The organism is Novosphingobium sp. BF6, assembly GCF_058273105.1.
This window is the reverse complement of the sequence record NZ_CM177776.1, coordinates 117,336-143,587: the sequence shown is the minus strand read 5'-3', so window position 1 is coordinate 143,587 and position 26,252 is coordinate 117,336. Positions and strand designations below refer to the sequence as shown.

The 26,252-nt window shown below is 61.2% G+C and carries 17 protein-coding genes and 1 pseudogene; 12 read left to right on the top strand and 6 right to left on the bottom strand.

The features are described from left to right. Positions 1-32 precede the first annotated feature (32 nt). The gene (locus AC4D6D_RS16100; RefSeq protein WP_491328088.1) at positions 33-1,130 is read right to left on the bottom strand and encodes an NAD(P)-dependent alcohol dehydrogenase; all 1,098 of its coding nucleotides are present in this window, start codon (positions 1,128-1,130) and stop codon (positions 33-35) included. 262 nt (positions 1,131-1,392) lie between these two features. Here AC4D6D_RS16100 and AC4D6D_RS16095 point away from each other — a divergent pair, with 262 nt between their 5' ends. From AC4D6D_RS16095 to AC4D6D_RS16040, 12 genes and pseudogenes are all read left to right on the top strand, one after another. After that, complete coding sequence (locus AC4D6D_RS16095) at positions 1,393-3,663, top strand: TonB-dependent receptor (protein ID WP_491328087.1); 2,271 nt, start codon at positions 1,393-1,395, stop codon at positions 3,661-3,663. A gap of 13 nt (positions 3,664-3,676) precedes the next feature. Next, the gene (locus tag AC4D6D_RS16090; protein WP_491328086.1) at positions 3,677-5,080 is read left to right on the top strand and encodes an aldehyde dehydrogenase family protein; all 1,404 of its coding nucleotides are present in this window, start codon (positions 3,677-3,679) and stop codon (positions 5,078-5,080) included. A 14-nt stretch (positions 5,081-5,094) separates the two neighbouring features. Continuing rightward, entirely contained in the window at positions 5,095-6,318 is a 1,224-nt protein-coding gene (locus AC4D6D_RS16085; protein WP_491328085.1) for an NAD(P)/FAD-dependent oxidoreductase, read from the top strand. 91 nt (positions 6,319-6,409) lie between these two features. Then, positions 6,410-7,339: a 3,5-dioxohexanoate:acetyl-CoA acetone transferase gene (kce, locus tag AC4D6D_RS16080; protein WP_491328084.1), complete on the top strand. Its 930-nt coding sequence runs from the start codon at positions 6,410-6,412 to the stop codon at positions 7,337-7,339. A gap of 26 nt (positions 7,340-7,365) precedes the next feature. Further along, positions 7,366-8,511, top strand: a complete 1,146-nt coding sequence (locus tag AC4D6D_RS16075; RefSeq protein ID WP_491328083.1) for a CaiB/BaiF CoA transferase family protein — start codon at positions 7,366-7,368, stop codon at positions 8,509-8,511. Positions 8,512-9,308: 797 nt separating this feature from the next. Further along, positions 9,309-9,555 (top strand): annotated as a pseudogene (locus AC4D6D_RS16070) (IS630 family transposase); the annotation flags it as partial. 363 nt (positions 9,556-9,918) lie between these two features. After that, on the top strand, positions 9,919-10,116 hold the full coding sequence (locus tag AC4D6D_RS16065) for a hypothetical protein (protein ID WP_491328082.1): 198 nt from the start codon (positions 9,919-9,921) through the stop codon (positions 10,114-10,116). 118 nt (positions 10,117-10,234) lie between these two features. Then, on the top strand, positions 10,235-12,634 hold the full coding sequence (locus AC4D6D_RS16060; protein ID WP_491328081.1) for a TonB-dependent receptor: 2,400 nt from the start codon (positions 10,235-10,237) through the stop codon (positions 12,632-12,634). A 369-nt stretch (positions 12,635-13,003) separates the two neighbouring features. After that, positions 13,004-15,064, top strand: a complete 2,061-nt coding sequence (locus tag AC4D6D_RS16055) for a glycoside hydrolase family 3 protein (RefSeq protein WP_491328080.1) — start codon at positions 13,004-13,006, stop codon at positions 15,062-15,064. 547 nt (positions 15,065-15,611) lie between these two features. Next, the gene (locus AC4D6D_RS16050) at positions 15,612-17,231 is read left to right on the top strand and encodes a family 43 glycosylhydrolase (protein ID WP_491328079.1); all 1,620 of its coding nucleotides are present in this window, start codon (positions 15,612-15,614) and stop codon (positions 17,229-17,231) included. Between the two features lie 121 nt (positions 17,232-17,352). Next, complete coding sequence (locus AC4D6D_RS16045) at positions 17,353-18,282, top strand: sugar phosphate isomerase/epimerase family protein (protein ID WP_491328078.1); 930 nt, start codon at positions 17,353-17,355, stop codon at positions 18,280-18,282. Between the two features lie 41 nt (positions 18,283-18,323). Continuing rightward, positions 18,324-18,728 carry a C-glycoside deglycosidase beta subunit domain-containing protein gene (locus AC4D6D_RS16040; protein ID WP_491328077.1) on the top strand — a complete coding sequence of 135 codons (405 nt, stop codon included), beginning with the start codon at positions 18,324-18,326 and terminating at the stop codon, positions 18,726-18,728. Between the two features lie 202 nt (positions 18,729-18,930). On the opposite strand, the gene AC4D6D_RS16035 is transcribed toward AC4D6D_RS16040, so the two are convergent. From AC4D6D_RS16035 to AC4D6D_RS16015, 5 genes are all read right to left on the bottom strand, one after another. Continuing rightward, positions 18,931-21,279 (bottom strand): TonB-dependent receptor, encoded by a 2,349-nt coding sequence (locus AC4D6D_RS16035; RefSeq protein ID WP_491328076.1) that lies wholly within the window; start codon positions 21,277-21,279, stop codon positions 18,931-18,933. A 78-nt stretch (positions 21,280-21,357) separates the two neighbouring features. After that, positions 21,358-22,422 carry a biotin synthase BioB gene (bioB, locus tag AC4D6D_RS16030; RefSeq protein WP_491328075.1) on the bottom strand — a complete coding sequence of 355 codons (1,065 nt, stop codon included), beginning with the start codon at positions 22,420-22,422 and terminating at the stop codon, positions 21,358-21,360. Next, a complete protein-coding gene (locus AC4D6D_RS16025) occupies positions 22,419-23,912 on the bottom strand; it encodes an NAD-dependent succinate-semialdehyde dehydrogenase (RefSeq protein ID WP_491328074.1) in 1,494 nt (497 codons plus the stop codon). The genes bioB and AC4D6D_RS16025 overlap by 4 nt, the downstream gene beginning before the upstream one ends. Continuing rightward, positions 23,909-24,751: an SDR family NAD(P)-dependent oxidoreductase gene (locus AC4D6D_RS16020; protein WP_491328073.1), complete on the bottom strand. Its 843-nt coding sequence runs from the start codon at positions 24,749-24,751 to the stop codon at positions 23,909-23,911. Before AC4D6D_RS16020 ends, AC4D6D_RS16025 begins: the two co-directional genes overlap by 4 nt. After that, positions 24,696-26,243 carry an acyl-CoA carboxylase subunit beta gene (locus tag AC4D6D_RS16015; RefSeq protein WP_491328072.1) on the bottom strand — a complete coding sequence of 516 codons (1,548 nt, stop codon included), beginning with the start codon at positions 26,241-26,243 and terminating at the stop codon, positions 24,696-24,698. Before AC4D6D_RS16015 ends, AC4D6D_RS16020 begins: the two co-directional genes overlap by 56 nt. Positions 26,244-26,252 lie beyond the last annotated feature (9 nt).

Genomic DNA, 26,252 nt, shown 5'->3' with positions numbered 1-26,252 from the left:
CTTCTCGGGAGGCGCCGCGCATCCCCCGGTCGTCAGGCGGTTCGAAAATCCAGGATCGGCTTGATCGTCTTGCCGGAGCGGGAATCCGCTACAGCTTCGTTGATGCGGCTGAGCGGGTAGAACACGGAAAGGCGGTCGATCGGGAACCGGCCTTCCATGTACCAGTCGACAAGTTGCGGAATCAGCAGCGCGGGATCGCAATCACCATTGACGACGCCGCGAATGGTGCGCCCGCTGATCAGCGGAAGTATGTTCAGTCGGATTTCCGACTGCTTCGACGCGCCCAGCAGGACGCAGGTGCCGCGTTCCTTCAAGGCGCCCACGGCTGCTTCGACGAGCGCGGGAACGCCGGACGTGTCGATCGCCTGATCCACGCCACCCAAAGCGGCGAGCGTTTCGGCAAGATTCTGCTGCGAGGTGTCGATCGTGTCGGTGGCGCCCAGTTCGCGGGCGAGCGCGAGGCGCGATTCCACCCGGTCGATCGTGACGATCCGTCCGGCGCCCAATGCCTTGGCCGCCATGACCGCCGCCATGCCCACAGCGCCCGTACCGAACACGGCGATGGTCGTTTCGGGGCCGGGCTTCAGCACGTTGAGCACTGTTCCGGCGCCGGTCGAAAGTCCGCAGCCAAGCGGTCCAAGCAGTTTCAACGGCGCGTCCTTGCGAACCTTGATCGTGTTGCGGGGGCTGGAAAGCGCGTGGGTGGCGAAGGAAGACTGTCCGAAGAACACGCTGCCCAGCGCTTTGCCCTGGGCGTCATGCAGAGTTGAGGAGCCGTCCGGCCTTGCGCCTCGGAAATTGAGGAACGGATAGTTCTGGCAGTAGGCGGGGTGCTCGCTGGTGCAGGGCGCGCATTCGCCGCAAGTGTTGAAGGTGAGCACGACGTGGTCCCCCGGCGCGAAGCCGGTGATATGGGCGCCGACCGCTTCGACGATGCCCGCGCCTTCATGGCCCAGCACATGAGGAAGAGGCAGCGGCATGATCTGTTCAACGATGGAAAGGTCGGTGTGGCAAATCCCGGTTGCGACAAGTTTGATTAGAAGTTCGTCGGGGCTGGGGGCCATCAGATCGACATTCTCGACAGTGAATTCGCCATCGGCCTGGCGTGCGACGGCAGCTTGAATCTTCATGACGGTTCTTCTCCCAAAAGCGGGGTCTCTTACCCCGACATAAAGTCTCCTCATCGCGCAATCGAGTCTTCCAACTTGGGCGCGTGTGTCCGCTTCAAGGGCAGGGCACGTTGACAATACGAACGTTTTCAGTGGCTTTCCCGATTCATCCGGCAATATCGGGAGCCTTGGCTATGATAATGCAGTGTATTATTATTTGGTTGACAATACGCTGCGTTGGGAGTGATTGCTATGAGAAATAAAACAGAGAGGGAGGATGCTCATGCTGCGGTATGTGCTGCTTACGTCGGCTTCGATCGGTGGGCTGTTGACGTCCCAGGACGCTTGTGCGCAAACCGAAACCAGCATTCCCGAGATTATCGTCACTGCGCAAAAGCGGGCGGAGAATATTCAGGACGTTCCCATCGCCATTTCGGCTCTACCGGCCAGTGCGCTGGCTGAATCGGGTATTCGTTCGACTCAGGACCTTTCGCAATCGGTGGCCGGCCTCAATGTCACGCGCACCACGGAGGCGACTGTCTTCACCTTGCGCGGTATCGGCACGCAGGGCGGCTCTACCGGGCAGGACGGCGCCGTGGCGACTTTCGTCGACGGCGTCTACATGCCGTCCATGGCCGGCGCGACATTCGCGCTCAACAATATCGAGCGAATCGAGGTGCTGAAAGGGCCGCAGGGTACGCTTTATGGTCGCAATGCGACCGGCGGCGCGGTCAATGTCATCACCCGCACGCCGCAGCAGGAGTTCTCCATGGACGCCTCGCTGGGCTATGGGAACCTCCAGACGATGGAGGGCAACCTCTATGCCACCGGCGGTTTGGCCAAGGGTGTGTCGGCGGACGTCGCCGTCTATTATCGCAATCAGGACAAGGGCTTCGGCTTCAACCGCATCATCGGTAGCGATGTGAACAAGTCGCGGGACTTCATCGTGCGCAGCAAATTGCTGTTTGAAATCGGCCCCGACACCGACCTGACCCTGGCCGGCGACTATGCCCGGACGAAGGGATCGATCGCCATTGCCTATCGCCCGGTTCCGACCTCGCAACTCGTGGACGGCACCGGCTTTGCCGACTTCGTCGCCAACGGCAACGGCTATTACGACTCGCAGAGCGAATTCAATCCGATCGTCGACACGCGTTCATTCGGGGGATCGGCCAAGCTGCAACATGGCTTCGGCGACTTCACCCTGACCAATATACTCGCCTATCGCGGCGCCAAGGGCTTCCAGCGTGTCGATGTCGACGCGACGCCGCTCAAGCTGGTCGATGCGCCGTTATTCAACCGCGAGAAGCAATGGACCGAGGAAATCCAGCTTGCTTACGACAGCGGGCCGATCAAGGCGATTGCCGGGTTCTTCTACATGGATGCGAAAAGCCAGTACGATCCCTTCCAGATCGCCGGACTTGCCATCAGCGGCCAGAGCGGCGGCCTTTCGGACCGGCTGGTGATCTACTCCACGCAGCGCACGAAATCCTATGCGGCGTTCGGACAGGCCAGCTGGGAATTCGCACCGGACACGAACCTCACGCTGGGCGCGCGCTACACGATCGACAAGCGGCGGTTGAATGCCGATCAGTATTTCGCCATCGGCATACCGCTACCCGATGCATACTGCTCGGCCTATTGCCGTCCGGACGGGGACCTTTTCCCGCTGGGTTCGCTCGCCCAGTCGAAGACCTTCAAGAAGCCCACCTGGCGACTGGCGCTCGATCACAAGTTCGGGCCGGACTTCATGGTCTATGCAAGCTACAGTCGCGGCTTCAAGAGCGGGGTCTACAACCTCACATCGCCCGCCGATGCCCCCGCGCGCCCCGAAACGCTCGACGCCGGCGAAATCGGCTTCAAGTCCACGATATTCGACCGCATCCGGTTCAATGCGGCGGGATTCTACTACAAGTACAAGAACATCCAGGCTTTCCAGGTCAATGGTGCCAGCACGACCCTGACCAACGCCGCCTCGGCCAAGATCTACGGCTTCGATTTCGACTTCCAGGCGGAGATCGGCGCGGGCTTCTCGCTCAGCGGCAGCGGCGCCTATCTGCATGATCGCTATGGTGATTTCCCGGTTGCGACCATCTCGTTCCTGGAGCAGCCGGCCGGCTCCCCTCCTTATGCGGGCTATACTCCGGGGCTGGGCAACTACGTGTACCCCAATTGCGGCAATCCGGCGGACAGCGGGCAGTTCTATTGCTCGGCCAGTGGCAACAAGCTGGTCAATACGCCCGATTTCACGCTGAACCTTGCGCTCAATCACGAGCTTGAACTGGCCGGAGGCAAGCTCGTCAGCAATGTAAACTGGTCGTACAACAGCGGCTTCTACTGGGCGGTCGATAATCGCCTGAAGCAACCGAAGTTCAGCCTCTTCAATGCGCAGGTCGTGTGGTCCGCGCCAGAGGAGCGCTGGAACATCCGTGGTTGGGTCCGCAACCTGACCGACAAGAAATACCTGCTGTCGCTCAACGAGAACGGCACGGGCGACGAAGGCGTGCCGGCGCCGGGCCGTACTTACGGCGTGTCGGTCGGCTTCCATTTCTGAGCAGGAGGAAAACGTGATGGAAGCCTTCAAACTCGTTATCGGCGGCAGACTGGTCGACGGCGCGCAGATGATGCCGGTTCTCAATCCGGCGACAGAGGCGCCCGTTGCGGATTGCCCCCGTGCCGACGAAGCCCAACTCGACGCGGCCGTCGCAGCGGCGAAGGGCGCGTTCGCGGGCTGGTCTGCCATGCCGATTGCCGCGCGCCGCACTGCGCTGGGGCGGGTTGCCGACGAGATGGAGCGGCGGCTCGACGAACTCAGTCGGCTACTGACGGCCGAGCAGGGCAAGCCGTTGGACAAGGCGGTGGAGGAGATCGGCGGATCGATCTTCATCCTGCGTGCTCTTGCCGGTCTCGATCTGCCGGAACGGGTGGTGCAGGAGGATGAGGGCGGGCGCTTCGTCGAGCAACGCTACCCGCTGGGCGTCGTTGCCGCGATCACGCCCTGGAATTTCCCGGTCTCGCTGCTGGTGGTCAAGGTTTCCCCGGCCTTGCTCGCGGGCAATACCGTGGTCGCCAAGCCGGCGCCGACGACGCCGCTGACGTCGCTGCGCATCGCGGAAATGTTCAACCGGCATCTGCCGCCGGGCGTGTTCAACATGATCGTCGATGCCAATGAACTTGGCGGGGCGCTTACCGCGCATCCGGATGTGGCCAAGGTTTCCTTCACCGGCTCGACCACCACGGGCCGCAAGGTGATGGCCAGCGTTTCCAGCCTGCTCAAGCGCATAACGCTCGAACTTGGCGGAAACGATGCGGCCATCGTGCTGGACGACGTGGATCCCAAGGCCACGGCGAAAAGCCTGTTCGAAGGGGCGATGGTGAATTCCGGGCAGGTCTGCCTTGCGATCAAGCGGGCCTATGTCCACGATTCCCAATACGATGCGATCTGCGATGAACTTGCCGAACTGGCTCGGCTGGCGGTCGTGGGAGACGGAACGCAGCAGGGCGCGCAGTACGGCCCGCTCCAGAACAGGGCGCAATACGAGAAAGTGCGCGAGATGATGGCTGACGCCGCGCGGCACGGCAAAGTCATCGGCGGCGAGACGCTTGATCGTCCGGGCTACTTCATCCGCCCGGCCATCGTGCGCGACATTGGCGACGATGCGCGCATCGTCCGCGAGGAACAGTTCGGGCCGATCCTTCCGGTACTGCGCTATACCGACCTCGACGATGCGATCGCCCGTGCGAACGACACCGAGCAGGGGCTTGGCGGCACCGTCTGGGGCAAGGACAAGGCCAGGGTGCTGGAAGTGGCCGGACGGCTCGAAACCGGCATGGTCTGGATAAATTCGCACATGAACATCAGTCCCTTCGTGCCGATGGGCGGGGCGAAGCAGTCCGGCATGGGACAGGAACTCGGGCAGGGCGGGCTGGAGGAATTCACCCAGCGCCGCCTCGTCTTCGTGCCGGCCTGAGGAGGAATTTTCGGATGACTTACGACGTCGTGATCGTGGGGGCGGGGCAGGGCGGAGCGAGTGTGGCCGTGGTGCTTCGGCAGCTCGGCTTTACGGGCAGCATCGCCATCGTCGGCCGGGAGGTCGAATATCCTTACGAACGGCCGCCGCTCTCGAAGGAATACATGCTGGGCGAAAAGGCGTTCGACCGGCTCTTGATCCGCCCTTCCGGGTATTGGGCCGAGAACGGGATCGACCTCTTGCTGGGTTGCGAGGCCGTCGGGCTGGAACCGGACGCGCGTAGCGTGACGCTGCGGGACGGGCGCCGGGTACGATACGGCGACCTGATCTGGGCCGCCGGCGGCGATCCGCGTCCGATGAATTGTGCGGGACACGACCTGAAGGGCATCCATGCCGTTAGGGACCGCGCCCATATTGACGCGATCCTGGCTGAACTGCCGGATGTCGAGCGGGTGGCCATCGTCGGCGGGGGATATATCGGGCTGGAGGCCGCGGCGGCGCTGCGCAAGATGGGCAAGGACGTGACCCTGCTTGAAATCCTGCCCCGCCTTCTGGCACGCGTTGCCGGTCCGCAATTGTCGGAATTCTTCGAGCGCGAGCATCGCGGTCGAGGCGTGGACTTGCGCACCGGCATCGGCGTCACGGCATTCGAGGGACATGGAAAGCTGGAGGGTCTGCGCCTTACCGACGAGAGTTTCGTTGCCGCGCAACTGGCGATCGTCGGCATCGGAATAGTTCCGGTCGTCGGCCCGCTGCTCGCGGCGGGTGCGCAGGGCAGCAACGGGGTGGAAGTGGACGAACATTGCCGCACCAGTCTGCCGCATGTCTACGCAATCGGCGATTGTGCCGCTCATGCGAACCCGTTCGCCGACGGCAGCGTCATCCGCGTGGAATCCGTCCAGAACGCCAACGATCAGGCGAGCTGCGCGGCGAAAGCAATCGTCGGCGATCCGCAGCCCTACCGCGCCACGCCATGGTTCTGGTCCAACCAGTATGACCTACGGCTACAGACCGTGGGGATTTCCGCGGCGCATGACCAGACTGTCCTGCGCGGCGATCCCGCGACGCGCAGTTTTTCGGTGGTTTACCTGAAGGAAGGCCGGATCATCGCCTTGGACTGCGTCAATCAGGTGAAGGACTATGTGCAGGGGCGCAAGCTGGTGGAAGCAGGCGCCAGAGTGGCTGTCGAGCAGCTTGGCGATGCATCGTTGCCGCTGAAGCAGCTCCTGACGGCCTGAGATTTAGTTCGTGCATTTAAGATATGCATCATTATGATATGTATGATTCGATGACGCGCAAGCCGTCACGGATCAAGGAGAGGAACCGAGATTGGCGAAGGGCAAGGTCATAATCAGCTGCGCGGTGACGGGCGCGATCCATACGCCGAGCATGTCCCCGCATCTGCCGGTGACGGCTGAAGAGATCGCCGAAGCCGCCATCGGGGCGGCGAACGCGGGGGCTGCGATCATCCATCTGCACGCCCGCAATCCCGTTGACGGCCGGCCTGATCAGAACCCCGATCTCTTCGAGCCTTTCCTGCAAGTCATCCGCCAGCGCAGCGATGCCGTAATCAACCTCACCACCGGCGGACATCCTTCCATGACACTGGAAGAACGTCTGCGGCCCGCCACGCGCTTTCAGCCGGAAGTCGCCTCCTTGAACATGGGTACGATGGGCTTCGGCCTGTTTCCGATGCTTGCGCGCTACAAGGACTGGAAGCACGACTGGGAACCGCAGGTTCTCGAAGCGTCTCGGGATCTTGTGTTCAAGAATACCTACAAGGACATCGAGGGACTGCTCGAACTGCTGACGCCGCTCGGCACCCGGTTCGAGTTCGAGTGCTACGATACCAGCCACCTCTACAATCTGGCTCATTTCCTCGATCGCGGTCTCGTGAAGGCGCCGCTGTTCGTCCAGACCTGCTTCGGCATTCTCGGCGGCATCGGCAGCCATCCCGATGACGTGATGCACATGAAGCGCACGGCGGACCGTCTGTTCGGCGACCAATACGAATGGTCCGTCCTGGGCGCCGGTGCGCGGCAGATGGGCATCGTTGCCATGGCGGCATCGATGGGCGGAAACGTTCGGGTCGGTTTGGAGGATTCGCTCTGGGCAGGTCCCGGGCGGTTGGCCGAGAGCAATGCCGAACAGGTGCGAAGCGCGCGCGAAATCATCGAAGGAATGGGGCTTTCCGTGGCAACGCCCGATGAAGCCCGCGAAATTCTGCATCTCAAGGGAGCGGATCGCACCGCCATCTGAGCGGAAAAGCCGCAGTTAGGATCGATGTGACAGGGACAAGAAGCGGACCTCTGGTCGGGATAAAGGTACTGGAGATGGCGGGTGTCGGTCCCGGCCCGTTCTGCGGCATGATGCTGGCCGACATGGGTGCAACCGTGCTGCGTGTGGAAAGGACCGGAGCGCCGCCGATCGTACCGCCGATCGACCCTGCCAAGAATCTTCTGCACCGAGGGCGCGAGATCATCAGCCTGGATCTCAAGTCCGAGGAAGGTCTCAATAAACTGCTGGCCCTTGCCGACGCAGCCGACGTTCTGCTGGAAGGGTTTCGTCCCGGCGTAATGGAGCGGCTTGGCCTGGGGCCTGATGTGCTGCTGGCGCGGAACGAAGCGCTCGTATACGCACGCATGACCGGGTGGGGTCAGGATGGGCCGATGGCCCACTTCGCCGGGCACGACATCAATTACTTCGCAATGTCGGGCAGCTTGATGATGTGCGGCCGCGAGGCGGAAATACCGTCCCCTAATCTCAACATGGTGGCGGATATGGGCGGTGGCGGCATGCTCATGGCTTTCGGCATCGTTTGCGGGGTGCTGGAGGCCCGTTCGAGTGGAAAGGGACAGGTGATCGACGCGGCGATGACCGAGGGAACTGCGCTTTTGACGGCGATGATCCACGGTTATCGCGCGATGGGAAGATGGACTGATAAGAGAGGCGCCAATCTTCTGGACGGTGGAGCGCCATTCTACGACGTCTATCGAACCGCGGACGGCAAGTTCATGGCTGTTGGGTCGATCGAGCCAAAATTCTACCGTGAATTGATCACAGGACTGGGAATCGATCCGCAATCCTTGCAGCCTCAACATGACAAAAGCGCTTGGCCGGCCATGAAAACCCGCTTTGCTGCTATCTTTGCGAGTCAGACCCGTGCTCACTGGGAGCGTATCTTTTTCGAGCGCGATGCCTGCGTAACCCCGGTACTGTCTCCCGACGAAGCGCAAACCCATCCCCATGCGCGCGCGCGTAATATGTTTGGCGTTATTGAAGATGTGGCGCAGCCGATGCCGGCTCCACGTTTCAGTCGTACGCCAGGAATCATTGCATCTCCGCCACCCGTCGCCGAGGCCAATTGGAAAGACATTTTCGAATCTTGGCATGGTAGCCAAGATGCCTCTCAAATAGCAGTTCGAATTTGATTTAATTGCATTAGAGTTACAATGGAGCATCCGACATGGCATGGCTTGATACTGCGGCGCATTGGTTTTGTGACGGAATGAGTCAAACGGCCGAACCATTGTGGATTGTAATCGAGGATACATTCGAAGCCGCTGGGACACGGTCTACGTCGTTGGCCAATAACGAGCAGGAATGGCCCAAGCATAGCTCAGGTTCAGAACATTGCGCCGGAAAAATCAACGATTGGACACCCTGATTTACTGTTAGCGGTGCGAGGAACCCAGCTGACCATACCCATCATCGAATTTCGATGTTTCGAGCGCTGCCGATCCTGACATGAAGAATCTCGATGAGATTTTGAACGGCTTTCTAGGACTGAGCAAGGATTCCTCTGGCTTGGCCGCGTAGCACGTCCCGGCTGTTGATTGTGGGCAGGCTCGCCTGTTTTTTCCCACATCGGGTGCTGCAACGAGCGCCGGCACCTTCATTTCATCACGGCGTCAATCATCGCCACCTGTGCTGGGCCCGTTCCGTGTTCGGTCGTCATGCTGCGGGCAATCGTACGAGCACTGAGGGGGGGCGGGATGCGTGCGGATCAGTTCCGGGGCTGACGGCATCGGCGACGAAACAGGTCGTTGCGCCTTCCGTGGTTCCGGCACCATCGGTGCAGTTGCTGCTCCGTTGTTATGATCGCGCCTTAGGGAATGAACTGCAGCGCTTCATTGAACTGACGAGCCGATACTCCGCCTTGATAGGCCTCGGCGAGGATCGCTGTCTTCTCGGTATTCGAAAACTTCCTGCGCCGTTCGGTTGGTAAGACGAGGCCCGGACCGGGCAGAAGACGCAGATCTCCCGGCACTGGGCAAAGCGCGGGACAAGACCCGTCGCGCTCCGTGATCTGCGCCTGGCTTCGGCATGGATCTTTGGGGCGATCTGCCCCGCAGAAGGCAAAGGCGCCCTGCTGGACATGCATCTCGCCGGAATCAGAAGTCAGGTCGCACCCGGCGCTCACGCCGTGCTCATGCTCGATCGGGGCAGGATGGCACATGCCTGGCAAACTTGATGGGGTGGGCGGTCCCCGACGGCATCGATGTGCCATAGTGGAGATGTTGAACACCACTTGAAGGAGGCGTCCGCGCCGGAGGTTACCACAATCGGGTTGGATATCGCCAAGAGTTCGTTTCACGCGCACGGCGCCGGAGCGTGGCGAGGCAGTCTTCAGTCGTAAACTGAGCCACAGCAAGCTGCTTGAGTTCTGCGCTAAGGCCATCGGCGAGATGCCGTTTCTGGTCATCCATGGGCGCTGGAACGTCAGATCAGCGTCTCCTATGCCGACGACCTATACGAACAGCTCGTCAATTCGCGCCACAGTGCAAAGGCGATCTTCACGCCCCGCGAAGGGGGGCGAGCACGTCGGCGCGGATAACATGATCTATGCCTGCGACCTGATCTCTGACTGGTTTGCCGAGGCCCTCGGCGGCCGCACCTCAAAGTGCTACCTGCTGTTTGGCGCGTCGTTCCCGATCTCCTCCTATCGGGAGCGGCACGCCAAATCAGGAATCCTGTTGCGGATGGGGTTGCCCGAGGTCGTGAGGAATTTCGCTCGACCGGGCGGCTGTCAATGAGCCGGACTTGCGTGCCCCACCGTCGGTTTCTCGGACAAGATGTGTCCGTCGCTTGGTGGCATGCTCGAGTTCTATAGAATTATGCGATCGATAACTATCAAATCAATAAATTTGAAAGATGATTATTAATCCAGCAGTCAGGCCTGAAGGATCGAGAATCCATCCGAGGTATCAAAAATCTCAAGGGAGAGAATTTATGCGTCCCACCTTCATCGTGGCCCTTCTCACGACATCGTGCGCGGTGATGGCCGCGCCAGCGTTTGCCCAAGATAGCGGAGGCGCAAGTACTGCAGTAGCAGGCGATACGTCCGGGGACATCGTTGTGACGGCACAGCGCCGCAGCGAACGTCTCCAGGATGTGCCCATAAGCGTCCAGGCGGTCAGCGGCGATGCGCTGCGCAACGCGGGTGTCAGCGATCAGCGCCAGCTGGCGCTGATCTCGCCTAGTCTTCAAGTTCAGCAGGACAACAACTACGCCGTGCGCGGCGTTGGCACCCAGACCTTCGCGAACACCATCGAGTCAAGCGTCGCGACCGCGATCGACGACGTGACGCTCGGCAGCCGCGTGCTGAACGGCAACCCATTCCTGGACGTTGCGCAAGTCGAGGTGCTGAACGGGCCGCAAGGCTTGCTCTTCGGCAAGAACGCTTCGGCCGGACTCGTCAATATCAATACGACCCGCCCGCAACTCGGCAAGTACGGCGCATCTTTCGATGCCGAGGGTGTCTCGCGCGCACGTCCCGCCTCGGATGGTATGGGCGCGCTGGCACGCGCCACGGTGAACGTGCCGATCGGCGAGAATTCGGCCCTGCGCGTGAACGGCATCTATCGCTACGACGAAGCCCTCGTGCGCAACATCCGCGAGAATGCCTACGGACGTTTCGATCCCGATTTCCGCCAATACGGCGCCCGCGCAAAGTTCCTTTACGAGCCGACCGATCAGCTTTCGGTTTATCTGCTGGGCGAATACTTCCAGCAGCGCGGAATTGGAACGATCTTCGACGGTACTTACCGGTCTCCGGGCGCTCGCAGCGTCAATGAGCCTTACCTGACTGCGGCTGGCATCAGGCCAAGCGCGACCAATCTCTATGCCCTCAGTGACGCACCCGCGTTCCGGGATCTGAACACCGGTGGTGCGCAGGCCAGCGTCTCCTATGCTTTCGACAACGGCTGGACGCTGAGCAATGTCTTTGCCTGGAAGGCTTACTCGCTCGACCAGCAGATCGACGGTGACGGCGTCTCTGCGAACGGTGCCAACGTGAATGCCCAACGTGCGCATTACGACCAGTACAGCAACGAGATCCGGCTGGCTCTGCCTAACAGCGGGCGGCTGACGGGTCAGGTCGGACTGTACTATTTCAAGTCCATCCTCGATCAGCAGAGCCAGATCGCCGGCAACAACCTGATTCCCGACTTCGTCGCTGTGAACCCGCCGTTCTGCGTGGGTGCGGCTATCGGGGGAGGCTGCTCGGTCAGCAACAGCTACTTCCTCGGGCAGGACAAGGACTATCGCCTCACCAACCGCAGCTACGCTGCCTTTGGCCAATTCACCTATGCCGCGACGGATGCCCTCAAGCTGATCGCCGGGGCTCGCGTGACCCGCGACAAGGTGGGTATCGACCTGCTCCAGAATGTCGACAACTACTTCGTCGTGCTTGGCGTGCCGAATGCGGCCTATGATCAGTCCCACAGCGCGACGACGCTGAGCTATCGGTTCGGCGCGCAATACAACTTCAATCGCGACCTCATGGTCTATGCCACTTATGGTCGCGGGTGGAAGGGACCGGGAATGAACGACACGGGGGCCAGCATCGATGCAACGCTGCGCGTCCTTCCCGAGCGGGCCGACACGGCTGAGGTTGGCATCAAGTCGACCTTGTTCGACCGCCTGCTGACGCTCAACGTCTCTGCTTTCCACACCGAGTTCAGCAACCTCCAGGCACAGACCTTCGATACGGATCTTCGCACGTTCGTGATCGGCAATGCCGGTAAGGCGACCAGCCAGGGGTTCGAAGCGAACGCTTCTTTGCGTCCGTTCCGGGGCTTCTCGCTGAACGGCAACGTCGCATACGTTGATGCCAAATACGACAGCTTCGTGGGTGCGCAGTGCTACCCTGGGCAGAATGGCGGCTGCGGCACATTCGATGCCTCGGGCAATCGTCTGACGTTCGCCCCGAAGTTTACCTCGACTGTCTCGGCGTCGTACGAAGTGCCGGTGAGCGACAGTACCTCGCTCGTGCTCGACGGCAGCTATTACCACCGCAGCAGTGTCGAATCGATCGTGAGCGCACCTCCGGGTTCGACAGTACCTGCGATCGATATCTTCAATGCCAGCATCGGCCTGCGGTCCGATCGTTTCTTCGCAGCATTGTTCTGCAAGAACTGCACGAACAAGGTCTATGCGGTCACAACCGGCATCGAGCCTGGCGACAGCAATGCCGGTATCCTGACCATCAACCAGCGTATCGGTATCGACTCCGTGCGCTCGATCGGTCTTCGTTTCGGCTTCAATTATTGATGCCTGCGGGGGAGCGGGAAATGTTCCGCCTCCCCCATTTCGAAGAAAAGTGCGATAGGTGATCGTCGTGACGCTCTTGCGCCATTTCAAATCGCCATCGGCGTTTCCTGGCGCCGCTCCGATGGTCGCGAGTTGGGCAGCGGCGCAGGAGGTGCGGCTAGCCTTTAGCGATGCCTATCGGTGGCATTTCGCAGAACAGTCGTCCGTGAAATCCATAAGGTGGATGGGTCGTCATAAAGGCAATTGATTTCTCAAGTGAAAAGCGAGGTGGCATTAGGAAGGGATGCCCCGCGAGGGCGCGGAAAAGATCAATTGGAGAGGGTTTATGATCTGCAGTTCCGGTTTGCCGGTCGGGGGCGTTGCTCTCTGATGGCTGATGGAATCAAGCGAGGCGTCGGCCACCAGCCAATGCCGGAAACTCTCTTCCCTGATCCCTACTCGCCGGAGGACTGTTCGCCGTCCCGTTCCTTCAAACGACAGCAAGGCCGCCATGCCGTGAGCAGCGCCGCCATCAGGTTGGCAGTCGGCTTTGGCGTAGCCCTGACAGCCGTTTCGGTCTCTGCGGGATCACCTGCATCGTTCCGTGATCTGAACCATAACGGCACGCTGGATCCTTACGAGGACGCTCGCCTCGACGCGCGCGCGCGGGCGGATGATCTGATGCGCAGGATGACTTTGGAAGAGAAGGTCGGCACGCTCCTGCACGGCACGCTTCCCGCAATCGGCAATCCGTTCGGAGCTTCCGATAAAGGGTATGACCTGCCGGCAATCGAGAAGCTCATCGCCGATCGGCGTATCACCAGCATGATCAGCCGGCTCGCCATGTCGCCGTCCGCCTTTGCGGCGCAGAACAATGCGGTTCAGCGTCTCGCCGAGAAATCGCGCCTTGGCATTCCGGTCACGATCAGCACCGATCCGCGCAACCACTTTTCGGTCGTGGCCGGAGCAAGCGTCGCGGCGTCGGGATTCACGCAGTGGCCGGAACCCTTGGGCATGGCAGCACTGGGAAATCTCGAGACGGTCCGCCGGTTCGGGGGCATCGCGGCGCGTGAATATCGCGCGGTGGGGCTTCACATGGCACTTTCACCGCAGGCGGATCTTTATACGGAACCGCGCTGGTCGCGCGGCATAGCGACATTCGGTGCAGACCCCGCCAGGGTTTCGGCGCTTTCGGCGGCCTATATCGAAGGGTTCCAGGGGAGTGCGTCCGGCCTCAAGTCGACCGGCGTGGCGACTATCGTCAAGCATTTCGCCGGCTACGGCGCGGAACCTGAAGGTTTTGACGCGCACAATGCCTATGGTGCGCGGGTCACGTTGACCAACGAGAGTTTCGCACGCCATCTGGCCGCATTCGAAGGTCCGCTCAAGGTTCGCAGCGCGGGCCTCATGCCGACTTACGCGATCGTCACTGGCGTAACGCTGGACGGCAAGCCGCTGGAGCCTGTCGGTGCAGGCTTCAACAGCCGTTTGCTGCAGGACCTGTTGCGTAAAAAGCTGGGTTATCAAGGATTGATCGTATCCGATTGGGGCATAGCCAACGACTGCCCGGCGGCATGCTCCGCGCCGACGGCGCAAAATCCGCAAACGCCGATGGCCATCGCCATGCCCTGGGGCGTCGAAGGGCTCTCGCAGGAAGACCGCATTGCCAAGGCGGTGATGGCAGGAGTCGACCAAATCGGTGGCTTCGACGATCCGGCGCCGATCCTTGCTGCGGTCCGCGCGGGGAAGATTACCATCGCTCGTCTGGACGAGGCCGTCCGCCACGCCCTGAACGTGAAGTTCGAACTGGGCTTGTTCGACAATCCTTACGTAGACGAAGCCGAGGCGACGCGCGTGGCGAACGACCCTGCCTCGATCGCGCTGGCCGACCGCGCGCAACGCGAGGCGCAGGTCCTGCTGGAGAACCGCGGAAATACACTTCCACTTACGCCAGCACGCCGAAAGATCTGGCTTTATGGTGTCGGACGCGAGGCCGCCGTTGCGGCCGGACTCACCGTGGTCAGCAATCCTTCCGACGCCGACGTGGCGCTGGTCCGGTTGGCGACACCAGCGGAAAAGCTGCATCCCAACAGCTTCTTCGGTGCCATGCAGAATGAAGGGCGGCTTGATTTTCGCGATGGCGACAAGGACTATGAGGCGTTGAAGGCGGTGGCGGGACGGCTTCCCGTGATAGTTGCCATCGACCTCGATCGGCCTGCCATTCTCACCAATGTCAGCGACAAGGCGGATGCGCTACTCGGCTTGTTCGGGGCAAGCGATGCGGCTTTGCTCGACGTGGTCCTCGGACGGGTAAAGCCGCTTGGCCGTCTCCCGGTGGAGCTACCGCGATCGATGACCGCCGTCGAATCCCAGCGACCGGATCTCGCCAATGACAGCGAGGCCCCCCTCTATCCAGTGGGCGCAGGCCTGTCGCTGAAGGGGGCAAAATAATCGACCGCCGGCGTCGCTTTTGCCTCCTCGGTGGGGGGCTGCTTGATTGGGCAAATCGGGATTTGGGCAACAAGACGTCGGAGCGTCACCCGATGCGGCGCAAAGCTGAGGCCGTCACGGTCCCATGCAGATAACGCAGCTGCCTTACCGTTCGCCGGCCATCGAAGGCGACGCCGAGATGGCCCCAACGCGAGCGATAGCAACGGGATCGGCTATATCCATCCGGCCGTAGGCCGACAGAGCCGCCGAGCTTCGAGCTACCACTCGTTTTCTGAAATGCGCGATGCGCAGGCCCGACCTGAAAGCCGTGACCGGCACGCTGGCGGAGCGGGGCGAGCTCGACGCCAGTCGGACTTCGGATGTGGTCGTTCGAAGAGACGGGTGAGCGATCACGGTCAATCGATCATGCCGGTGCCGCCGGCTGGCAACAAAAGCCCCGCGATGGTCATCGGATGGTACGCTACTGAATTTGTGTTCGAACGTCGTTGGCCGGAGCCGTCACGCGAAAAGCGTTTCCTTAATCGCTATGCTTGGAGAGTGATATCTCATGTTTGATAGACGTAGTGCATTGAGACTGGGAGCAGTAGCCGGAATTTCCGTTAGCGGCGCAAGCGCCGCCGCTCGGACCACGCGGCCCAGTTCGCCCATCACGAACGAAGGTCCGCGACGTGCCGACCGCGGGGACGGGACTTATGTCAATCCGATACTCGCGGGCGATTTCCCCGATCCCACGATCCTGAAAGATGGCGAAGACTATTACCTCACCCACTCCTCGTTCGAGGCGGCGCCCGGCCTGCTGATTTGGCACTCTCGCGATCTGGTGAACTGGACGCCGGTCGGCCCAGCGCTGGCCAGGCCACTGGGCACGGTGTTTGCGGTCGATCTCGTGAAGCACGAGGGGCGATACTACATCTACATCCCCTTCATGGCCGCGCCCTGGTCAAAGGACCTCGAGAGTTTCGCCAACATCTACGTTATCCACGCCGAAGACATTCGCGGGCCGTGGAGCGATCCCGTCAACCTCGGCATCGGCGGCCTCATCGACCCTGGCCACGTCGTGGGCGAGGACGGTAAGCGTTATCTGTTCCTGAGCGGCGTCAACCGCGTGCGCCTTACCGACGATGGCCTCGCGACCGATGGCCCGGTTGAGAAAGTCTATGATGGCTGGAAATACCCCGACAATTGGGTGACCGAAGCCTACTCGCTGGAAGGCCCCAAGCTGTTCCGCCGGGGAGAGTGGTTCTACCTCGTCACCGCCGTGGGCGGCACGGCCGGTCCGCCGACTGGGCACATGGTTTGCGTCGCGCGCTCACGCTCGATCCACGGCCCCTGGCAGGACTGCCCGCACAATCCCATTGTGCGCACATGGAACCCCCAAGACAAATGGCTCTCGCGAGGGCATGCCAGCTTGGTCGAGGGACCCGCCGGGGATTGGTGGGCGGTCTATCACGGATACGAAAACGGCTTCTACACCCTCGGCCGACAAACCCTGCTGGAACCGATCCGCTGGAATGCCGATGGCTGGCCCCGCGCCATGGGCGGCGACCTCGCCAGGCCCCTTCCCGTACCGCGGGGCGGGAAGACGGGGCCGCATGGTATGGCCCTGTCGGATAACTTCACCACCTTCGCGCTCGGCACCCGCTGGCGATTCTACAATCAGGCGCCGACCGAAAGCAACCGCGCCCGCGTTCGGATCGGCGGCGTCCTTGAACTGGCGGCCAAAGGCACCGGACCGCACGACACATCGCCACTGACACACCTTGTCGGTGACCGGGCTTACGAATGCACCGTAAGTCTCGAACTGGACGGCGAAGTGGAAGCTGGCCTGCTGCTGTTCTTCAACGACCGCCTGTTCATGGGCATGGGTTGCACCGGCGAGCGCATGGTGAGCTATCGCGGCGGCAAGGCGAGTTACTGGCAGGAACCTATCGCGAAGAGCCGCGTGCTGGACCTGCGCATCGTCAACGACCGCAACATCGTAACGATGTACCACCGCGTGCCCGGCGGCGACTGGATCCGACATTCCGTGCGCAGCGAAGTCTCCGGCTATCACGCGAACACGATGGATGATCTCGCCAGCCTGCGTCCGGCCCTTTTCGCAAGCGGCAAAGGTACGGCCCGCTTCCGCGATTACCGCTACCGCACACTGCCGGACACCCAGACCTGAAGATCCGTCCGGTATCCATCGCGGTTTGCCGACCCAGGCTCGAAACCGCCTTGCCCTTCAGCTAATCACTGATTAGATAAGGGTGAGGCGAGCGAGTCCGAGGGCATCCCGCCGAGGAACGTTGGCGGGAGAAACAGGCTCGATGAGTGGTTCATTAAAATACGGCGTTTCGGCGTACAGCTATACCGATGACTACGGCTCGGTGATGACGTTGGAAGACGCGTTCGATCACATCGCAGGAACCGGAGCGACCGGGATCGAGATTCTCGGTGAAGCACAGATCGAAGGTTACCCAGAGCCTTCGAGCGCCTGGCTGGATACCTGGTTCCGCCTACTCGACACCTACAAGCTCGAGCCAACGAACATGTGCTCGTGGGTCGATACGCGCGTGACTCTTGCGCGCAATTTGACCGTCGAGGAAGGGGTGGCCGATCTCGCGCAGAACCTGAAGCTCGCGCATCGTCTCGGCTTCAAATTCCTGCGCCCCAAGTTCGGTGTCATTTCACACGATCTTATCCCGGACCCGAACTGGGAGGCATATGTCGAACGCAATCTCGATCTTGCCAATGAACTGGGGATCGTGATCTGCCCCGAAATTCATGCGCCTACGCCGATCAAGCATGAAGTCGTCGATGGCTACATCAACTTCATCGAGCGAACCGGCACCAGCAATTTCGGCCTGATGATCGATACCGGAATTTTCCAGGATCGTCCGCTGACCCATTGGGGATCGCATCAGATCAACGATGAGGCTCGGAAGCACATGGAGTTTCTCAACGGTATCCGCGTAAATCCGGAGGAACTGCTCGATATCGCCAAATACGTGGTCTTCATTCAGGCCAAGTTCCACGACATCAACGACGAGCTGGAGGACCAGAACATCCCTTGGCGACCGGTCATGTCGGCTATCAAGCGATCGGGCTACTCCGGCTACCTGTCGAGCGAGTACGAGGGCTGGCGCGCTCCCTGGCGATCGATTGATCAGGTCAGGCGTCAACAGGTTCTGCTGCGGCAATTGGAACGCGAATTCGACGAAGGTCTGCTCGCCTGAATTCTTCCTCTTTTTTCCGGTATATCAAACGGAGAGCGGCAATGCTCGAACATCAGTTGATTCAAAGCACGGGATTTCGCAACTTTGGGCCGGAAGGCCAGCGCGAAGGGTTCGCCGTGCGCATTCGAATTCCCAATTATCACGGTACGCGCCTGTCGCAGCTCGATGGTTTCGACGTGACGATCGACGGTGAGTTCTTCAGTTTCGAGAAGAACCGTTTCGGCATTCGCGACGAAGTCTACACGCTGGAGGAGATGCGCGAGGAAATCGTGGCGCGCTGGGGCATGTTCGAATGGGGAGAGATCCTTGTCGACAAGCCCGGCGGTCTAGCGCCCGGCATCCACAAGGTCGAGGTCAAGGCCCGGATCCGCTATTCTTACTTCCCACCGGACGTCCATATCTTCCCGATGCATGCGGAGCGCCTCGCGACCATCTGCGTCGCCTGAAGAAGCGTTGAAAAAATGGCCGGCGGACAAGGGGCTCGCTCCTTGTCCGCCGGCTTTTGGATGGTTGCAACTCTCGGCCCGGTCGGAGCCAGAGAATGGTCGGTCCTGTTGCATTGCGCGACGCATATCACGGGGACCGGAACGAGGTGGATGCAAAGGGATGCGGCTGACCCGACTGTCCCTTGCCCCGTTGGCTGTGCGCTTATAAATCCAGTCCGAAGCGAACACCGATCGTGCGAACCGAGTCCCACGACCAGCGCTGGGTGTAAGTAAGAGCGCCGACGTTGATGCCGTCGCCGGCCTCGACTTCCGACGACACCGCACGGATTTCGTTGAAGCAGTTCTTGCAGAAGATAGCGGCACTCCATCCCTGCCCATTGATCCCCAAGTGTGCTTCCACCGTATCCCACGCGGGGACGAACGCGCCCGGCGCGTAATCGGTCAGCAATGACGAGCGATGGTAGAAGCTCCCTCCGACGACAGCCGAGAGCGCTTCTGATAGCGGTTGCTCGTAGTCGGCGCTCACGACCGATGTGAACCGGGCAGATTGCGGAACACGCCGGCCCGACACGTCGAAGGTACCAGTCGCGGTGCAGCTTGCCGACACTTGCCCAGGATAGCATTCGCGGCCGGGATAGGAATCGTACTTGGCATCGAGGATGGTCGCACTGGCGCCGAGCGTCAGCCCCGGAAACGGACGGGCCTGAACGCTGATGTCCACACCCTTGGTCGTTGCCTTGGCCGCGTTTGCAAGAGTGATCGCCCGAAGTGCCGCGTTGAACGCCTGCACCTGCAGGTTGTCGAACTTGGTGTAGAACGCCGAAACGCTCACATTGACGCGCCTGTCGAACAGCGATTGCTTGAGGCCGATTTCACCGCCCTTCGAGATCTCGGGCTCGACCGACAGGTTGGCTCCGGGGGCGGGAGAGGCATTTGAGAAGCCTGGCCCCTTATAGCCGTGTCCGTAGAAGCCATAGAGCAGCGTCGTTGGGGTGGCTTCCCAGTCGGCACCGACCTTCCAGCTGAAGTTGGTGTTCTTGGCCGTACCATCGAAACGATTGTTGGGAACGCCAAGCGTCACAAAGTAGGGGTTGACGTTCTCGCTCAGAAGGAGGCCGACACGGTCATGCGTGACGCGTCCGCCTCCCGTCAGCTTCAGACTGTCGGTGACGCGGAAAGTGAACTGCCCGAAACCGGCGAAGCTTTCGTTTGTATTCAGACCCGCAAAGTCTTGGCCGAGGAAGGCCAGATTGCTGACCGAGCAAGCCGGGGGAGGACCTGCGGTGACCGGTGCGTTCACGCAGAACGGAAATCCGCCGACCGCTGCATCGGGTATGCCGTTGTTGCCGGCGCGACCACCCGAGAACTTGTTGCGCGAATAGAAGTAGTAGAGGCCGAACTGGCCGGACAGGCGGCTTCCTGCCGGCAGCGTGACACGGAGTTCGTTCGAGAACTGGTCGTAGTCGCTTTTGGAGGCATTCACGTTGAGATAGTTGATCGGCGTGAAATCGGAATCAAACGTGAAGTCCATTTTGTAGGTCTTCCACGCGGCGATGTTGCTGATTTCGATTCCGTTATCGAGCGTGAGTGCCAGCTTCGCCTGCGCGCCGCCCGTCGACAGGTCGCGATAGAATGGGCCATCGACGACGGAGGTCAGGTTCCGCGAAGATGGTGTGATGCCATAGCCCGCCAGGACGTCCGTGTACTGGCTTCCAGCGCCGAGCGAGCGATAAGTGTAATCGTACATCCCGGAAAGGCCTGAGAACTTGGCATAATCACCGATGATGTAGGCGGAGAAATTCGAGGCGGGCTCCACCAGCAGCTTCGCGCGTACGCCGTACTGCTCGACGTTCGCATCGCCCCGGGTCGGGGTGGTGTGGATGATGCGCGTTAGCGAATCCTGGCTCGAATATGTCGTGTTGATACGCAGAGCCGCCTGCTGGCCGAGAGGCACATTGCCAGTGCCGCGAAGGCGAATGCCGAGACCATCCTTGCCGTCACGATACCGGCTTGTACCCTCAGCGTCGAACGAAGCGCTCGTCTCGTTGAGCTTGGGCTGAGTGGTCGTGATGTTGATCACGCCGGCAGAGGCATTCTTGCCGAACAGCAGGCCCTGCGGACCGTTAAGAACTTCGATCCGCTCGACGTCGTAGAAGCCGATGTTCGCGAAGTAGCGGCTGCCCAGAACGACATCGTCGATGACTTGCGTGACGCTGGATTCCACGGTGTCGGCGAAGGATGCCGTTCCGATACCGCGGATCGAGAACTGATTGTCCTGTCCGGCCTGAAGGCTGGGGGCCAGCTTCGTCACCGAGGCTAGATCGTTGATTCCTTTCTCCTTGAGATCGTTCGCGCCGATCACGGTCACGCTGACGGGGACCTTCATCACGTTTTCGCTGCGCCTCTGGGCAGTCACAATGATTTCGGCGATCTGTCCGTCGCCTGTACTCCGTCCGTCCTGGGAGGTCTGCGCGTAAACTGTCGTATGCGCGCAGATGACCGTGATTATCGCTGTGGAACCGAGTTTTCCTGCAAGTATTGAACCCTTCATGTCATCCTCCTTTTATGTTTTCTTCAAAACCTCTTCTAACATCCCCTGAATGTGAAGCGCCTTCATCTCGAAAGCCGCTCATGCATCGCAACAGGCGTTGTTCTTCATCGAAACCGGGGACGAGGCTCTGGGCGGCATTGCTGTAAGACCTAGCCTTGCAAGCAAGGCCGCGTCTTCCTTGTCGCCGCAGTTGCCGGTCGTCAGCAACTTGTCACCACTGAAGATCGAGTTGGCGCCTGCAATGAAGCATAGCGCCTGCGTTGAAGCGCTCATGCTCTCGCGGCCGGCTGAAAGTCGCACCATCGATGTGCCCATGGTGATCCGGGCGACAGCAACTGTCCGGACAAACTCGATGTCGTCCAGGCGGGCCATCGGAGTCCCCGTCAGCATGTCGCCCAAAACCGTCCCCGCGACCGGCACCAGCGCGTTCAGCGGAATGCTTTGCGGGTGCTGCGGCAAAGTCGCCAGAACGTGGAGGAAGGCCACCCGGTCCTCCCGGCTCTCGCCCATCCCTACGATCCCTCCCGAGCAGACCCGGATGCCTGCCGAGCGGACGCGCTCCAACGTATCGAGGCGGTCCGAATAGGTACGGGTCGTCACGACCTCGCGGTAGTATTCGGCAGAAGTATCGATATTGTGGTTGTAGTAATCGAGACCCGCCTCGGCCAGCATCAGCGCCTGCATGTCCGAGAGCATGCCCAGCGTCATGCATGTTTCGAGACCCATCTCCCGCACGCCCTCGATCATCGCGAGAATGGCGCCCATGTCGCGATCCTTTGGGTTGCGCCACGCTGCCCCCATGCAGAACCTGGTAGATCCGCTCGCCTTGGCCCTGCAGGCCGCTTCCAGTACAGTCGTGACATCCATCAGCTTGGTGGCCTTGACCCCCGAAGCCGCGGCCGAGGACTGCGAGCAGTATCCGCAGTCCTCGGCGCAGCCTCCCGTCTTGATGGAGAGCAATGTCGAGAGCTGGACTTCCACAGGGGAATGGTAGCAACGGTGGACCTCGGCGGCGCGGAAAAGCAATTCGGGGAAGGGCAGTTCGAAGAGCCGCGCAATTTCTTCGCGCGACCAGTCGTTGCGCGGTGTGGCAGCCTGCGGGCAGGGTTGGCCTTCAGGATTGCCGTACGATGTGGTTTTCATGCGTTGTCCCTTATCCCGCCGAGACAAATGTATTTGGTTTCGACGAATTCCTCGATGCCGTAGCGCGAGCCTTCACGGCCGAGACCGGAAAGCTTGATGCCTCCGAACGGCGCTTCGGCCGTGGAGATAAGCCCGGTGTTGACGCCGACCATTCCGTATTCGAGCGCCTCGGCAACGCGGAAGACGCGGGCCAGATCGGAAGCATAAAAATAGGATGCTAGTCCGAACTCGGTATTGTTGGCCTGCCGAATGACATCGCTCTCATCCGCGAAGCGAAAAAGGGGAGCAACCGGGCCGAAGGTCTCTTCCCTCGCCACATCCATCGAAGGCCGCATCCCGAGCAGGACGGTGGGCTCGAAGAAAGTCCCCCCACGCGGATGAAGGCGGCCACCGGTCGCCACGACGGCGCCTTGGGATATAGCATCGGCGATATGCTGTTCGACCTTGTCGACCGCGTGGCGGTCTATCAAAGGTCCGAGGGTCACCCCTTCCTCGAAGCCGTCCCCGACCTTGAGTTTGCCGACCGCGACCGAGAGGCGGCGAGCAAAGTCGTCATATACACTGTCCTGGACATAGACCCGGTTGGCACAGACGCAGGTCTGGCCGTTGTTCCGGAATTTCGCCGCTAGCAGACCCTCCACCGCCTCATCGAGATCGGCATCGTCGAAAACGATGAAAGGGGCATTCCCGCCAAGCTCAAGCCCGAGCTTCTTGATGGTCTTCGCGGACTGCTCGTAGAGCCTAGCGCCGACGTCGGTCGACCCGGTGAACGAAATCTTGCGAACCAGTGAACTGCCGGTCATCTCCGCGCCGATCTCGGAAGCGGCGCCGGTGACTACGCTGAGAACCCCTGCGGGTACGCCGGCACGCTCCGCCAGGACAGCGAGCGCCAGCGCGGAGAAGGGGGTCTGCGATGCCGGCTTGATCACGATCGTGCAGCCCGCCGCGAGGGCAGGGGCGGCCTTTCGGGTCACCATTGCATTGGGGAAATTCCAGGGCGTGATCGCACCCACCACGCCGATCGGCTGCTTGATAACGAGCAAACGCTTGTCGGGCATGTTGCCGGGAATGATGTCGCCGTAGATCCGTCGGGCCTCTTCGGAGAACCATTCGATGAAGCTGGCGCCGTAGCCGATCTCGCCGCGCGCTTCCGCGATCGGCTTTCCCTGTTCGAGAGTGAGAATGGCGGCCAGATCGTCCTGATGCTCGATGATCAGCTCGTACCATCTGCGCAAGATACGCGAGCGCTCGGCAGCGGTTCGCGCAGCCCAGGCAGGACCGGCGACATGGGCGGCCGATATCGCGATGCGGGTTTCTTCGGTTCCCAGATCGGGAACCTGGCCGAGGGTTTCACCGGTGGAAGGGTTGACGACATCGATCGCCTTGTCTGCGCACACAGAGATCCATTCGCCCGCCACGAATGCCGCTTGCCTGAACAGATCGGGATCGGCGAGGCGCCGGTGGCGGGTAGCCTGGGCAAGCTCGCTCATACCGCCTGCGCCCCCCCGTCGACGGGGACCATGATGCCGGTAACGTAGTCGGAAAGCCCGGAGGCGAGGAACAGGACCGCACCGTCGAGATCCCGTGCCTTGCCGAAACGGTTCGAAGGTATTCTCGCAAGTGAGCGGGCCACCCACTCCTGGTTCTCGTAGAGATCCGCTGTCATCTCGGTCTCGAACCAGCCCGGTTCGATGGCGTTGACCTGGATGTTGAGCGGTGCGAGCTCGATCGCCATGGACTTTGTCAGCTGGCGGACACCGCCCTTGCTCGATGCGTAGGCTGCGCTTCGTGCCAGGCCATTGGCACTGCCGTAAGAACAGTAGTTGACGATCTTCCCGCCGCCGGTCTTCTCCATGGCCCGTGCCGCGGCGACCGAAGTCAGGAAGGAGCCCCGGCAGTTGGTGCGATGGGTGAAATCCCAGTCTTCGAGCGAATATTCGAGGATGCTTCCCCGGATGCTCACCCCCGCCGCATTTACCAGGATGTCGATCCGGCCGTGTGAGCGGACGACTTCCTCGAATGCCTCGTTGACATTGGCGGGATCGGTGACGTCGCACACAATGAACCTGCAACCCATGTCCAGGGCCGCCTCGCGCAGGCACTGCTCGCGCCGTCCCAGTATGAAGACGGTCGCTCCGGCCTCGCTAAGCGCCTCGGCGGCCCCGCGCCCGAGGCCGGTGGCGCCGCCTGTCACAATCGCAATTCTAGAACTTAGGTCGAAATTTCGCACTTCTGATCCTTGCGCTGTGTTCTTGTGACGGAGCCTCGGTCCTTTACGGACGCATCGCGTTGGCGACCTCGCCAGGCTGTCTGAGCTTGGCTGCGACATTGGCGAATTCGCACAGGAGCGGTCGGGTATCGCGCGGGTCGATGATCTCCTCGATCAGGAACGTTTCGGCCGATCTGAACGGCGACCGGATTGCGTTGAGCCGGTCCTCGATCTCCTGGCGGAGGGTCTCGGGGTCCTCGGCTGCCTCCAGATCGGCGCGATAGGCCGCCTCGATTCCACCCTCGATCGGCAGCGATCCCCAGTCAGCCGACGGCCAGGCGTAGCGGTATCGCAGACGCGTATGATCGGTATGCGCTGAGCCTGCGACGCCGAAAGCCTTGCGAATGATGACAGAGCACCAGGGCACACGTGCCTGATAGACGGCCGCCTGCGCGCGCGCGCCATGGCGGATGGTGCCCGCGCGTTCCGATTCCGGCCCAATCAGGAAGCCCGGGACATCCACGAGATGGACGACCGGCAGATGGAACGTGTTGGCGAGATCGACGAACCGCTCGACCTTGCGGGCCGTATCGGCGGTCCAGCACCCGCCGTAGAAATGCGGATTGCTCGCAAGGATCGCCACTGGCCAACCATCGAGCCGAGCCAGGCCCGTGATGGCGGATTTACCGTAGGCTTTTCCCGTCTCGAAAAAGCTTTCGCTGTCGACCAGTGAGCGCACTATCTTGCGCATGTCGTAGACCTTGCGCCGATCTCGCGGAACCGCGCCGATGAGCCATTCGTCCTTGCGCGCCGGATTGTCGGTCGGCTCCCGACGCTCGGCCAGTTCGTAAACCGAAGAAGGCAGATAGGAGAGGAACTGGCGCACGCGCGCGAAGGCCTCCTCTTCGCTATCCACCGCATCGTCGATGGATCCGGCGGCGGTGTGAACGTCTACGCCGCCCAGTTCCTCTTTCGTGAGAATCTTGCCAGTCTTGGCGACCAGCGGAGGACCGGCGATGAACATGAAGGAAATGTCCCTCACCATGACCGAATAGTGCGTCGATACCAGTCGCGCCGCGCCAAGCCCCGCAACCGAGCCGAGGCCCATGCCGACGACCGGGACCCGACCTAGATTGTTCACGACGAGATCCCAGCCCGGGTTGGCGGGTATGTAGGTGCGACCATCCTCCTCGAGCGACCTGACCGATCCGCCGCCGCCCGTTCCGTCGCAGATCCTGATAAGCGGCAATCGCAGTTCGGCGGCCATCCGTTCGGAGATGATCTGCTTTTCCGGAATGGAGGCGTCGGACGATCCGCCCCTGATCGTGAAGTCGTCCCCGCCGACCACGACATCGCGTCCCCCGATCTTGCCCCGGCCCGTTACGAAATTGGCCGCCGACAGGTTCTCGAGTTCGCCGTTCTCACTGTAGCTGGCCTTGCCGGCGATTGTGCCGACTTCGCGAAACGAACCCTCGTCCAGCAGCCGGGCGATTCGTTCGCGTACCGTAAGCTTTCCGAAGTGGTGCTGACGCGCGACCTTTTCCGGACCGCCCATCTCCTTGGCGAAAGCTTCGCGCCGGCGCAGTTCCTCAATTTCTGGCTCCCAAGTCATTACTTTTCA

Coding starts and splice junctions, on each gene's coding strand:
- AC4D6D_RS16055 (WP_491328080.1), top strand. CDS start 13,004: ATGGCTGATGGAATCAAGCGAGGCGTCGGCCACCAGCCAATGCCGGAA.
- AC4D6D_RS16040 (WP_491328077.1), top strand. CDS start 18,324: ATGCTCGAACATCAGTTGATTCAAAGCACGGGATTTCGCAACTTTGGG.
- AC4D6D_RS16085 (WP_491328085.1), top strand. CDS start 5,095: ATGACTTACGACGTCGTGATCGTGGGGGCGGGGCAGGGCGGAGCGAGT.
- AC4D6D_RS16025 (WP_491328074.1), bottom strand. CDS start 23,912: ATGAGCGAGCTTGCCCAGGCTACCCGCCACCGGCGCCTCGCCGATCCC.
- AC4D6D_RS16095 (WP_491328087.1), top strand. CDS start 1,393: ATGCTGCGGTATGTGCTGCTTACGTCGGCTTCGATCGGTGGGCTGTTG.
- AC4D6D_RS16015 (WP_491328072.1), bottom strand. CDS start 26,243: ATGACTTGGGAGCCAGAAATTGAGGAACTGCGCCGGCGCGAAGCTTTC.
- AC4D6D_RS16050 (WP_491328079.1), top strand. CDS start 15,612: ATGTTTGATAGACGTAGTGCATTGAGACTGGGAGCAGTAGCCGGAATT.
- AC4D6D_RS16020 (WP_491328073.1), bottom strand. CDS start 24,751: ATGTCGCAGCCAAGCTCAGACAGCCTGGCGAGGTCGCCAACGCGATGC.
- AC4D6D_RS16065 (WP_491328082.1), top strand. CDS start 9,919: ATGATCTATGCCTGCGACCTGATCTCTGACTGGTTTGCCGAGGCCCTC.
- AC4D6D_RS16035 (WP_491328076.1), bottom strand. CDS start 21,279: ATGAAGGGTTCAATACTTGCAGGAAAACTCGGTTCCACAGCGATAATC.
- bioB (WP_491328075.1), bottom strand. CDS start 22,422: ATGAAAACCACATCGTACGGCAATCCTGAAGGCCAACCCTGCCCGCAG.
- AC4D6D_RS16060 (WP_491328081.1), top strand. CDS start 10,235: ATGATTATTAATCCAGCAGTCAGGCCTGAAGGATCGAGAATCCATCCG.
- AC4D6D_RS16100 (WP_491328088.1), bottom strand. CDS start 1,130: ATGAAGATTCAAGCTGCCGTCGCACGCCAGGCCGATGGCGAATTCACT.